Genomic DNA, 11,811 nt, shown 5'->3' with positions numbered 1-11,811 from the left:
ACTTTCCAACGTTGTTAGTTCCCTTTTGTAATTTTGATATTATTAATGATTTGCATGAGTTGAATTTGATGCAGGCTCAAATTTTGTTTAGCAATGACCTCATTATCTACTTCCGATATAAAATCACTTACTGTAATCACGCCATTTTCTAAGCGATTTTCAGCAGTTTGTTTCATATAAGTTCGTATTTCAATGAGGCGTTGGTCTTCTTTTATTTGGTCTTGCAATTTTGCAAAATCTTCATTTTGAGAGGCTAATTTTAATTGTGTTTGTTGCAAGAAAACTTCTTTCTGACGCTCAATTTTCTCTTTATTTATATCAATTTGGCGTAAATCAGAATCTTTTGTCTTTAAATAAAAATTCGACAAAGGAACTCTCAGCGAAATTCCACCAATAAAATAAGTCGAAAAATCAGGTGAAAGCATATTCAAGCCTGGGCGACCATAGCCTCCTGTTGCAAAAAGATTAATTTTAGGCGAATATTTAGATTTGATGGCTAATTTATTTGCTTCTGCCAAATCTTTTTGGGCATCATAAAACTTGAGTTCGGGGCGGTCAATTGTAGCAGTTTCAATCAAAGCTAAATGTGGTTCTTCCAAGATAACATTTTCAGTAAAATCCTTTCCAGTCAAAATTGAAAGTCCTTTTAATGCTGCTAATTTTCGACTTCTGATTTCTCTTTGTTGTTGTTTCAGTTCAATCAATCGAGCTTCAAGCATCATCACATTGCTCTTGATTGCCGTTCCATTATCTACATTGGCACTTTGCTTTTTAAGCTGGTTTTCGAGGTCATTTTTTGTAGTTTCACTATTTTTCAGTTGTTTTTCTGCCAATAATGCACCAAAATACAAATTTGAAATCTGCTCACGAGTTTGATAAAGGCTATTTTCGATGCTACGAGTATCGGCATTGGCCGAAGCAATAGCCAATTGTTTTTGACTTTTCGTTGCTCCACCGTCCCAAAGACTTTGTGTTACGTCTAAAGTGGCTTTGTATTGGTCTTTTGAAATCGTTGGAACACTGATATTTGGTAATGAAATTGGCAAACTCGTCACGGCTGATTGCCAAGTCGCTTGTCCGCCCAACGACGCTTGTGGTAAGAGATTTTTATTCAATACACCAATTTGTACAGCTTCGGCTTCTTTCACCAAAGGCAATAATTGAGCTTGTGGGCTATTTTTTTCGGCTAAATCAATGCAAGATTGCAAAGTTGTTTGAGCCGACAACCACAAGGTTCGGCAAAGCAAACAAAGGGTAAAAATTAATTTATATTTATTCATTTTGAAAAATATTGAAAATAGAACATATTTCAAGGTTTCAATAAAACTTGTACATATCCTTGAATTTCGGTAACTCGGCTTTGCATAATAGTCTTAAAATCTTCTTCACTCGCATTAGCAATCTGCATGATTACTGGCTTTGCCATGAATGGAAACGCACACATGCTTATAACTGAAATAATAAAATGTAATGGATTTAAAGGCTTAATTTTCCCTTCCGAAACATCTTTCATAAAAGCCTCCACCAGTTTCTTTTGAAGTCCGATAGGTAGTTTTTTAATAAAATCTTGGCTATTAGGTTTATTAACAGTGGTGATAACAAACAAGGGTAAAAATGGATTTTTAATTAATAAATCAATATATTTTTCAATAAAAAGGTCTAATATTTCTATAAAATCCATGTTTTTGTCAAATAATTCTTCCATTGAAGGAAACATTATAGATGCTTTTTTATCAAAAATATATTCAAATAACTTATCTTTTGAACGAAAATAGTAATGCAATAAAGCTTTATTGATTCCAGCTAAATCTGCAATGTCTTGCATCCGAGAGCCACTGTAACCATCCTGCAAAAAAATCTTTTCAGCCGCCTCTAAAATCTTTTCTTCGGTGCTAATTTCTAACTCTTTCATAAATTAACCAAATAATTTAACTATTTAATTTAACCAATTGGTTAAATTTGATGCAAACTTAATAGCTTATTTATTTTTTTCAAATTTTTTAAGAGTTTTTTTTTAATAATTGAGAAAAAGAAGAAGATTTTAACCAATCACCCAATTCAGAGCCAAAACACCTAACAGTCCTGTAATTGATACAAGTGTTTCCATGACCGTCCAAGTTTTGAGTGTTTCCATCATCGTGAGTTGAAAATATTCTTTGTAAAGCCAAAACCCTGAATCATTGACATGCGAACAAGTCATGCTTCCTGCACCTATACTCAAAACCATCAAATGAGGCTCGGTATGTGATGAAATGAGCAAAGGAGCCATAAATCCTGCTGTCGTGATGCCAGAAACGGTAGAAGAACCAACAGCAATTCTAATAATAGCAGCCATTCCCCATGCCAAAACCAAAGGATGCATGGAAGAATTTTGCATCAAATCTGCGATAGATTGGCTTACACCGCCCTCGGTTAAGACTTGTTTTAAAGCTCCAGCTCCTGCAAAAACTAAAAGAATCATGGTCACATCTTTCACCGAATCACCTAATTGCGTGGCAATTTCATTCAATTTTTTGTTTTGTTTGATTCCTAATAAATACATTGCCACTAAAACCGAAATCAACATACTTACAACAGGGTCACCAATAAATACAAGTGTTTGTCGGAAATAAGCATTTTGAGGTAAAAAGGAGAGTGTGATGGTACAAAAACTTATCAAAATGATTGGTAATAATATACTTAAAAGGCTATTAAATGTTGAAGGCATTTGCTCATCTGTAAGCTCTTCAGCAATAAAAGCCTTATTAGGTAACATGGTGTATTTTTTTAAAGTTGAACCAAACAGTGCTCCAGAAATCAATGTTGCAGGAATCGCAATCAAAATTCCATAAAAAAGTGTCAAACCTATATCAACATTAAATTGCTTACAAATAGCCAGAGGTGCAGGGTGTGGTGGTAAATATCCTTGTGTAACAGAAAGAGAAGCAATCATCGGAATTCCAATGTAAACCGCAGGAATTTTATAACGATAAGCAACTGTAATTACCAAAGGGGTAATTAACAAAAAACCAACAGAAAAGAACAAAGGCAAACCAACAATAAAACCTGTAATCAGAAAAGCCCATCTAACATTCTTTTTACCCACAAGTTCAATCATTTTGGTTGAAATGCGTTGTGCAGCACCACTTTGAGCAACCAATTTGCCAAGCATTGCTCCCAAAGCAATAATGGCAACCAAAGAGCCGAGTGTACTACCGGCTCCTTGCTGAATGGCATTAAGGATGACTGTTGGCTTCATATTTAAAGAAATACCAACGCCCATAGAAACTATTAAAAATGCTAAAAAAGTATGTATCTTAAAGTAAGAAATTAAAATAATAAGCACAATAAGGCCAATAACTGTAATTAATAGTGGCATACAATCATTATTTATAAGGTTGAATCAATTTATCACTTTTCATAACACAAAACTATCTCACAAATTTAATCTGCATTAGAATAGGTTTGTGATTGTAAAAAGTACTCAAATTGCAAAATATGCCAATAATAAACATATAAAAATTAAAAAATATTTAATTTTTATACATAAAAAAAGCCTGACTATCCCCTATGAGGTTATCAGACTTTATATAAACAATCATTTTGAACGACTGGCGAGCCAATCATAAGAAATTAGATGTATGTGAAAATGGTTGGTGATATTTTGTAAGTATAAATACCATCAAGCGTTGAAATAGTATAGAGAACATCTTCAACAGTAATCTTTGTCATACAAGAAACAGTAGAAAATTGACAATTTTGCTGAAAACAAGGATGACAATTAAATGTTTCAATCTTGTGAATAAAACGACTTGCAGAATTGTACGGTCTAAAGGCCTCCGAATGGCCAGGACCAAATAACACCACAACTTTTGTGTTCAAACAAGAAGCTAAATTTTGTGGGCCTGAATCTAAGCAAATAAATATTTCGGAGTGTAATATATCGAATGTAAGTTGCTGAAAATCAGTGACTTGTGAAATGAATCTTGAAGAGTATTGAAACTTTTCTGCAATAAATTCTAAATCTTTTTTCTCCTTCTCACCACCAATAATTTTTATTTGCAATGCATACTCTTGAAGTAATTTTTGGATCAAAAGTATCCAATTTTCATTTTTCCACAATTTATATTTCCATCCTGCACCGATGTGAATAAGTATATATTTTTCATCGTTATTTTTATTCAAAATAACATCCCCTACTCGAAAACTCGGTAGCATTACTGGAAAAAGTTTATTTTCTTCAATACCTAATGAAGTCAATAAATATAAATTCCACTCAAAACGATGTTTATATTTTGGGTTTGGGAAAACTTTTTTATTCACTAAGAAACCAAAATTTTTCAAGTCGGTTGTGATAGCTTGATTATAGCCGATGATTTGTTTTGCACAAATAAAGTTCAAAATAAATTGTGAGCGAATGTCCCCACGAGTTTCGATGCCAATATCAAAATTAAATTCCCTGATTTTTTTTAAATTATTTAGCATAGAAAACCATTTCTTGATACTTTTCCAACGATTTTCATTTTGAGTTGTCCAACCAAAGTCGGTCTGAAAAACTCCTTTTACTCTCTTATCATTTTCAAAAAAATTAGCTGTTTTACATAAAATATAAATGTCTGAGTCAGGGAATTTTTCTTCAAGTGGGTCAAGTAAAAGAGAGAGAGAAATCACATCACCCATTTGGTAGGGTTCAAGGAGTAAAATTTTAAAGCGGCTATTATTTTCTTTTCTACGTATCGAAAAACAGTGTATTATCTTAATAATCAACCAAAAAACTATTTCAGCAATAGAATAAAAAAACTTAATCTTGGTTGAATACTTGGCTATCATTTAAAAATATTTAGTTCGTTATTGTTTTGCTCTCTAATAGAACTCGGAAATGGAATCGACTGAAATGGAGCGTATTTTTCAACCTCATTTCTATCGAATAATTCACCGAGAAAAACAAATTCATGATTTCGGTGAGTTTTCAAGGTTTCCAATTTTGCTTTAACTTCTTCAACTGAAATTTTCCATTCTTGGGCAAGCCTTTCTGCCGAAGGTTCCATAAAACTCGTGTACAGAATTTCACTTAATTCATGATCTTTATGGATGTTAAAATCAATGGTTGAATTTCTACTATTACGATAAATATTAATGATGAGTTGCGTTTGAAGCATTTCTGAATTGAAATCTTGTGGTAGCTTATAACCTCTTACCGCTTGATTTTCTGTAAATAGTGGAGCAAGAACTCCTTCATGACACCACATACACTTGGCTGGATTACCAGCTGAACTATATTTTTTTTGTGCAAAATCTGACAATTTTCCATTCAAATTATAAATTGCATATCGGAGTTGACCATTTTTCATTAAATCAATGGCTTCATACTCAGCTTCTCTAAAAGTCGAATCTGTTAGCTTTCCATCTCCTTCAATTGCTAAAAATTTTGATTTTTCAACATTACTTTCGATTCGATATTTTAATAAACGATGTCCATCTGTAACGCTTGAATGTGTAACTGGAAAAAAATCAAATTTTGCACTATTCAAAGAATTATCAAAAAAACTATCAAGCGAAGTGGAGACACCAGTAATCTGATAGTAGTGCCAGGGACTATAAACTGTAAAAACTAAAAAGCGACTTAAATCAATGGAACCATATTTTTTATACTCTTCTGTTTTTTTTGAGAAAGTGATAAGTTTAGACCATGCTTTCAATGCATTTTCATCAAAACCAAGAGCTGAAAAATCAAGCTGAAAAATTTGGTTTTCGTTTAGAAATATACCTTTTTTAATGCTTTCTTTCGGCAATTCTGCTCCAACATAAGCTAAAGCCCAAAGTATTCCTTTGGTAGCCTTTTCTCCATCTTCTCCAGCACTACTTTTTATCCATCGCAAGTTTATTCGATAATCATCTGTTGGCTTTATTGTATTCACGCATGAAAAAAGAACAAAAACAGCGATTATAATAAAGTTTTTTTTCATTTTTTCAACCACCTCCTTTCTGTTTTTACCTTCTCATTGCTATCGAAAAAGTGATTAAAATAGGGTGTCTCAAGTAACATATCTAAATATGATTTTTCAAAGATAATAGTTTCTTTAAATTTCTTATATAACTCAGCCGAAGAAGTTGTTTCTCTAACATTTTTCCTTTCAATTCTAATATTTTTTTTGCCACAGAAAAACTCAATTTGTTTTTCTTTTTCAGCATCAGCTAAAGCAACATCTAATACCAAAACTTCAATATTTGTATGCTTGAATACTTGGTATTTTTCTACTTTTGAAAATGCGAAATCATAGATATTAATACCCGTTTGTTTATAAAAATGACTTGTAAACCAATTATTTGGGTATTGATGAGCCATTTTTTGGTGATAAATGATTTCTAAATCATGCATTGTTCCTTTATATTTTTCGGCTGGAATACCTACATAATATTCAAAAGCTTCGAAAAAAGCAGAAATGTTTCTTTCAACAGGATTTCTAACTAAAGTAATAATTTTAAATGGTCGTTTTTTTTTCAATATCCTTCGATTAATCATAGGAATCGCACTTCTACTTCCAGGCAAAATTCCTTTTTCAAAGCATTGCCTATCGTACATTTTTTGTTCGTCTTCATCCAAAGAATGGATATGAAAAACAGGGTATTGCCAATATTTTTTTAGAGCAAAATAGACACTTAAGGAGCCAACTTTTCCCATCGAAAAAACTAAAATTGGTTTTTCAGAAGAAAAAGTCAATTGTAATTCCTTGAAGATCAAGGTAATTGCGTCTAAAAAATAATATTTGAAATATTTTTTAATCATTAATTTTTATTTTTTTTAAGGTAAACCACCCAAATCTCGAATGGTGGTCTGTAAGAAAATATATCTCACTTTGATTCACCAAAACTGCCTTTTTTTTCAAAGAATTTGGCAAGGCTATTAATTGCTGATTTAGATAAATTTGATTGTTTTTTATTTTGCAACTTAGGGTATCGAAAGAAGAAACGGCAATATTAGTTATTAATTTTTCTTTCCCATTTTTTGATAAATCAAAAACCACTAATTTGCCATTTTCAACCTTAAAATCGTATGTAATAAATTGACCTTTGTTTGGCAAAACATACTTTGAATTATCTGAAAAATCAGCAAAAAGTCCTTTCAAAAGTATAGGCAAAAAGATCATGAAAGCTAATATAAAAAATTGAACATTCAACCTTATAAATTTCACAAAAAACTGAGTATTGATTATATTATTTTGGGGCAAAAAAAATGACTTTTCAAATAGAAAAACAAACAAAAAAAGACTTAACCACAAACGAGAAAATTGAAAGAAAAAAGGTAAACGAACGTAAGAAAAATTAAAGGCAAAAAATAATAAAATACAAAAAATAATTTTATAAACAACTGAATTTGAGTGACTTATAAAAACAAACATTGGAATAATCCAAAGCACTGTTGAATAACTTGCTGTACGACTTTGCAAGAGAAACAAAGCAATAATGATACAACTGAGACTTTTCCAAACTTCTGTTTTATGGCTGTTTACGAAGGAAATTGTAACACCTAAAATCAAAGATTTGACTAAAAAGATAGAAAGATAAAATAGAAAAATATTGTCTAAAATTGGGTTGGGATTATAAAAACTATCTTTGAAAAAAAGATACTTAAAAAATACATCAAATGACTGCACATTAAACTGAAAACCAATCGTCGATTCATTCAAAAAGGCAGTTGGCAATTGATCAAAAAGATAGATATTCCAAAATGAAAACCCACTGATAAAAATCGAAATCAAGAATAATAGCAAGCAAGATAAAAAGAAATAAAGAAAATCTCTTCTCTTCGAATTTATCAATAAAGAAAAACCATAAAAAATAGGAAAAACCTTTGTAAGTATTGCAAAACTGAGGAAAATTGCAGAAAATAAGGAGTTTTTTTTAAAATAAAAATGAAAGGCAAAAATTGTAAATGCAAAAATTATCAAATAAAATTGACCAAAAAGTATATTATTTTGAATCGGAATAAAAAATAAAATTGGCAGAAGCCCTATCAATAATCTATTCTTTTTTTCGATATATTTTGAAAGAATTTCGATCGACAAAATGAATAAAATAATACTTATGATATTGAAAAATAACTTAGCAGAATAGGCATTTTTAAAATATACAAAGGGATATAAAAAAGTAGCAGAAAATGGGGAATTGAGATAATAGTCAAGCAAAGCTTCATTGTATCCTTTCTGCCAAGCAAATAGATTAAAATCATAAATATCAAAGACAATTTTTTCAGGGCTTTGCCCGTCATAAAGCATGAGAGCTGGAAAATAGGAATTGCCAAAATCATGTAAATTAAATACAAATGATTTATTAAGACAATAAAGGCATAATGTCAGTATTGGCAATAAATAAAGTTTGTATTTCAATATTATATCTTGAATTTTAGGCATTGATTTTTCTCCAAATCCTTTTAAAAAATGGCTCTTTTTTATTGAAAATATCTATAAATTTTTCAATTTCTGTATTTGAAAAGTCATTTTCGAGCATCGAAAAAACATTGCTAAAATAGCCCTTACAACTCAGAATTGTTGCCATTCTAATCTTTTGTTCGATGGTATGACTTTTCAAATTAGTAGGCAAATATATCGCATCACCTGAAATGCAATACTTTGGTTTTTCTTGTCTTCTGATAGACTTTTTTGCTTTAGTCATTCGATTTATGGCTTCTGGGTAAAATAATAAATCAATCAAAATATAGTCATTATCTCTTAAAAACAGGTCTATATCAGCAAAAAATGGTTGTTTTTTATAAATTGGTATGAAAGAAACTTCAGATTTAATTATACCAATTTTATTTTCTGACATGAGTCTTTTTGCTCCTTTCAATACTTTCAACTCAAAACCTTGCACATCAATTTTTAGAAAATCAACAAAATCAATACTTTTCCCCTCACAAAATGAATCCAAAGTTGTCATTCTCGCCTTTTGCAAATGCGATTGCTCCATACTTTCTTTCCAGCGGCTACTATCAGGAATTTCACGAAAATTCGCATCAAAATTGGCAAAATCTGACTCCAAAAAAGAAGACATATCTTTATGTTTCGTAATGTAAAAATTTTGCTCTGTTTCTGAATCTGATAAAGCCAACTGATAAAAGTGTGATTCTGCGAATTGATTGTATTGTTGTAAAAGAGCTTGATAACTCTCTTTTTCAGGCTCAAAACCATACATTTTTACAAATGAATTGATTTGTTCTAAATCTTTGAAACCACCTCTTGCACCAACATCAATGACATTGAAAAATTGATTTTCGGTTATTTTTTTTAATTCATTTTTCATAAAAATTGTTATGAGTTGAATCTATATCAAGGCCTAAAATGATTGATTAACGCTTATCCTTTACACTCTCATAATTAATTGTCAATTTTAACAATCCTAAAGATGAAATTCTTCTCAAAATAAAACTTTTTAGATTGTAGAAGAATCATTGTAAAACCAAACGGCTTGGAAATTTCGGCTATTCGTTCAATTTTACAATCATCAGATAAAACCATTAATATTTTTGAGTTTTCATTAAAATACCCCTCTATTTGAACAAATAAACTTGAAAAATATTCAAAATTCTCTCCACAATACCAAGCAAAATCTTCTTCAGATACTGCTTTTTTGGGGTAATATGGTGGATTTATTATGATATAATCGAATACTTGCTTTGGAATATTTTTAAATAAGTCGGAATGAATAATTTGAAGTTTTGCTCTTAATCTATTTCTATTAAATTTAAGTCCATCAATTGCAATTGGGCTAATATCAGAAGCTGTAACAATTGCCTTTTTTTTTGATTCACAATAAAAGCTAATTAATCCACTTCCAGCCCCAAGTTCTAAAATTCTCTTTTCCTCAATGCTTTCTTTTTCTAAAAATTCAATCAAGAACTTGGTACTAAAAAAAAATAATGGATGAAAAACACCTTTTTTAATTAGCATACTTAATCCACGAAATTCAATCCAATTATCCTTAGATATTTGCCTTTTCACATATTTTTTTACCAATAAAGTATAAATTATTCGGAGGTATTTTTTCATACAAATTTGATTTTATCACGCCATTTCATCATAGGTTTTTCAACTAATATATATAATAAATAACCCAACATAAAAGCCAAAAAATACATACAAAAACATTGAAAAATTGCTTCTAAAAGCGTTTTGGCCTGCCATAAATTTCCCATTGGAATATAAACCAATTGCAGATGAACCAAATAAATACAATAACTTATCAAGCTAATTTGGTGAATGATATTTTTAAATCTCAATTGATGCACATCTAAGTAAAAAAAAGTTGGTAAAATCATTGTGATTGAGATGTGCATAAGATTAAAATACAGTGTATATAAAATAAAACTATGCACTTTCATTTTAATCAAAATACAACAAATTATACCGAAAACACCTATTAAAAAGAGTTTTTTGGTGTTTTTAATAATAAAATCACGCTTAAATTTATGAAAATAAGATAAAAGTAATCCATAAGCGGTAGCATCAATTCTGGTTAAAATTGATTTTCTGAAACCCGTGTCCCAGTGTAAATTCGGGAATGAATAATATTTATAAAAGCGAAAAATGGTTGAAAAAAGAATAAAAAAAACACTTAGAAAGATAAAAGTGTTTAGTTTATCCCATTTGAAAATCGTTACAAAAAGCCAAAACAACAATGGGAATGAAAGGTAAAACCATTCTTCAATTGCTAAGGTGTATGAAGTTGGGAAGAAGAAGAAATTGGCTTCATGTAAATTCTGTGTAAAAAACAAAAACTTAATACTAAAATCTTGAAAATTACCATACTGCAAATAACTCACTATCAAGCTAATACAGACAATCAAATAATAAGTTGGAAGGGTTTTAAACCAACGATTTTTAAGAAATTCGATGACTTTTTTATACGAAAAGTCACTTTCAATGAAATTTTTAAAAAAAATATTTCCAATCAAATAACCACTCAAAGCGTAAAACATTTCAAGTGCAAGATTGCCTATAAAAGCAAAATTTCTAAACTTTGGGTTAAACTTTTCTACAATAAACAATGAATGTGTTATCAGCACTAAAAAAAAAGCGATAGCCCTAAATAAATCAAGTCCAAAGTGTCTTTTTTTAATCATTTTTTTTGAAATAGAAAGTTAGGATTTTTCATAACTAATTTATAATCAACATTTTGCAACATTTCTTTCATAAATTTTGCACTTCCAAATTTACTATCTACTCTTGAGTCATCGAATAAAATAAATCCTTTAGGTATCAGAAATTGATCAATGTATTCAAATTCCTTTTTTACAAATTCGAATGCATGATTTCCATCAACGTAAGCAAACGAAATACTTCCGCCTAAGGCTGCATCTCTACCAAAAACATCTTCAATTGTCTCGTTATTTAACCACTTTTCAAAAAAATCAAAAGAGCTTAAATGGCAAGTATTTGGCAGATTATCTTTGCTCAATAACAAAGTAGAATTGATAAAACTATTTTTGATATGACGCATAAAATCTGTTCGCAAAATGTCATTTCTTCCATCCATCCAATCAGTTTCTAATCCAATCTCATCGTGATAACCTTCATAAATCCATAAATCTGTCCCAAAAAATGGATTTTGTAGGCTATATTTTCTCAAAAAATAACAAATTAGATTCGTTGATAATCCACCATAACAACCTATTTCGATTACAGCACCTTCAGATGGCATGTTACGCAAAGCCAAATCAAACAAAAAAATATTGCCTTCATGCAGCATACCTTCACCAATTAAGCTACTCGGAAGCCTTTTGATGAAATCATCTTTGGGAATAGTTGTGTATTTCTTTTTTAAAATATTGAACAT

11 protein-coding genes are annotated in these 11,811 nt (G+C 30.3%); all 11 read right to left on the bottom strand.

Annotated features, from left to right (window positions below):
• Positions 1-14: 14 nt before the first annotated feature.
• Positions 15-1,280 carry a TolC family protein gene (locus ACQUQZ_RS09245; RefSeq protein WP_435354598.1) on the bottom strand — a complete coding sequence of 422 codons (1,266 nt, stop codon included), beginning with the start codon at positions 1,278-1,280 and terminating at the stop codon, positions 15-17.
• Positions 1,281-1,309: 29 nt separating this feature from the next.
• Positions 1,310-1,912: a TetR/AcrR family transcriptional regulator gene (locus ACQUQZ_RS09240; protein WP_435354597.1), complete on the bottom strand. Its 603-nt coding sequence runs from the start codon at positions 1,910-1,912 to the stop codon at positions 1,310-1,312.
• Positions 1,913-2,041: 129 nt separating this feature from the next.
• Positions 2,042-3,358 carry a gluconate:H+ symporter gene (locus ACQUQZ_RS09235; RefSeq protein ID WP_435354596.1) on the bottom strand — a complete coding sequence of 439 codons (1,317 nt, stop codon included), beginning with the start codon at positions 3,356-3,358 and terminating at the stop codon, positions 2,042-2,044.
• A 254-nt stretch (positions 3,359-3,612) separates the two neighbouring features.
• On the bottom strand, positions 3,613-4,809 hold the full coding sequence (locus tag ACQUQZ_RS09230; RefSeq protein ID WP_435354595.1) for a glycosyltransferase family 9 protein: 1,197 nt from the start codon (positions 4,807-4,809) through the stop codon (positions 3,613-3,615).
• Positions 4,806-5,945: a hypothetical protein gene (locus ACQUQZ_RS09225; protein ID WP_435354594.1), complete on the bottom strand. Its 1,140-nt coding sequence runs from the start codon at positions 5,943-5,945 to the stop codon at positions 4,806-4,808. Before ACQUQZ_RS09225 ends, ACQUQZ_RS09230 begins: the two co-directional genes overlap by 4 nt.
• Entirely contained in the window at positions 5,942-6,766 is an 825-nt protein-coding gene (locus ACQUQZ_RS09220; RefSeq protein WP_435354593.1) for a putative capsular polysaccharide synthesis family protein, read from the bottom strand. The genes ACQUQZ_RS09225 and ACQUQZ_RS09220 overlap by 4 nt, the downstream gene beginning before the upstream one ends.
• Complete coding sequence (locus ACQUQZ_RS09215) at positions 6,759-8,390, bottom strand: glycosyltransferase family 87 protein (protein ID WP_435354592.1); 1,632 nt, start codon at positions 8,388-8,390, stop codon at positions 6,759-6,761. Before ACQUQZ_RS09215 ends, ACQUQZ_RS09220 begins: the two co-directional genes overlap by 8 nt.
• Positions 8,383-9,279 (bottom strand): FkbM family methyltransferase, encoded by an 897-nt coding sequence (locus tag ACQUQZ_RS09210; protein WP_435354591.1) that lies wholly within the window; start codon positions 9,277-9,279, stop codon positions 8,383-8,385. The genes ACQUQZ_RS09215 and ACQUQZ_RS09210 overlap by 8 nt, the downstream gene beginning before the upstream one ends.
• Before the next feature lie 74 nt (positions 9,280-9,353).
• Positions 9,354-9,992: a methyltransferase gene (locus tag ACQUQZ_RS09205; protein WP_435354590.1), complete on the bottom strand. Its 639-nt coding sequence runs from the start codon at positions 9,990-9,992 to the stop codon at positions 9,354-9,356.
• 29 nt (positions 9,993-10,021) lie between these two features.
• Positions 10,022-11,098 carry an acyltransferase family protein gene (locus ACQUQZ_RS09200; RefSeq protein ID WP_435354589.1) on the bottom strand — a complete coding sequence of 359 codons (1,077 nt, stop codon included), beginning with the start codon at positions 11,096-11,098 and terminating at the stop codon, positions 10,022-10,024.
• Positions 11,095-11,811, bottom strand: coding sequence for a class I SAM-dependent methyltransferase (locus tag ACQUQZ_RS09195; protein WP_435354588.1), 717 nt, complete (start codon positions 11,809-11,811; stop codon positions 11,095-11,097). Before ACQUQZ_RS09195 ends, ACQUQZ_RS09200 begins: the two co-directional genes overlap by 4 nt.

The organism is Emticicia sp. SJ17W-69 (assembly GCF_051209875.1).
Taxonomy (GTDB): domain Bacteria; phylum Bacteroidota; class Bacteroidia; order Cytophagales; family Spirosomataceae; genus Emticicia.
Note: the sequence above shows the minus strand (reverse complement) of the source record. Positions and strands in the feature narration are given on the sequence as shown.

Coding starts and splice junctions, on each gene's coding strand:
- ACQUQZ_RS09230 (WP_435354595.1), bottom strand. CDS start 4,809: ATGATAGCCAAGTATTCAACCAAGATTAAGTTTTTTTATTCTATTGCT.
- ACQUQZ_RS09215 (WP_435354592.1), bottom strand. CDS start 8,390: ATGCCTAAAATTCAAGATATAATATTGAAATACAAACTTTATTTATTG.
- ACQUQZ_RS09240 (WP_435354597.1), bottom strand. CDS start 1,912: ATGAAAGAGTTAGAAATTAGCACCGAAGAAAAGATTTTAGAGGCGGCT.
- ACQUQZ_RS09235 (WP_435354596.1), bottom strand. CDS start 3,358: ATGCCACTATTAATTACAGTTATTGGCCTTATTGTGCTTATTATTTTA.
- ACQUQZ_RS09220 (WP_435354593.1), bottom strand. CDS start 6,766: ATGATTAAAAAATATTTCAAATATTATTTTTTAGACGCAATTACCTTG.
- ACQUQZ_RS09210 (WP_435354591.1), bottom strand. CDS start 9,279: ATGAAAAATGAATTAAAAAAAATAACCGAAAATCAATTTTTCAATGTC.
- ACQUQZ_RS09200 (WP_435354589.1), bottom strand. CDS start 11,098: ATGATTAAAAAAAGACACTTTGGACTTGATTTATTTAGGGCTATCGCT.
- ACQUQZ_RS09195 (WP_435354588.1), bottom strand. CDS start 11,811: ATGTTCAATATTTTAAAAAAGAAATACACAACTATTCCCAAAGATGAT.
- ACQUQZ_RS09225 (WP_435354594.1), bottom strand. CDS start 5,945: ATGAAAAAAAACTTTATTATAATCGCTGTTTTTGTTCTTTTTTCATGC.
- ACQUQZ_RS09245 (WP_435354598.1), bottom strand. CDS start 1,280: ATGAATAAATATAAATTAATTTTTACCCTTTGTTTGCTTTGCCGAACC.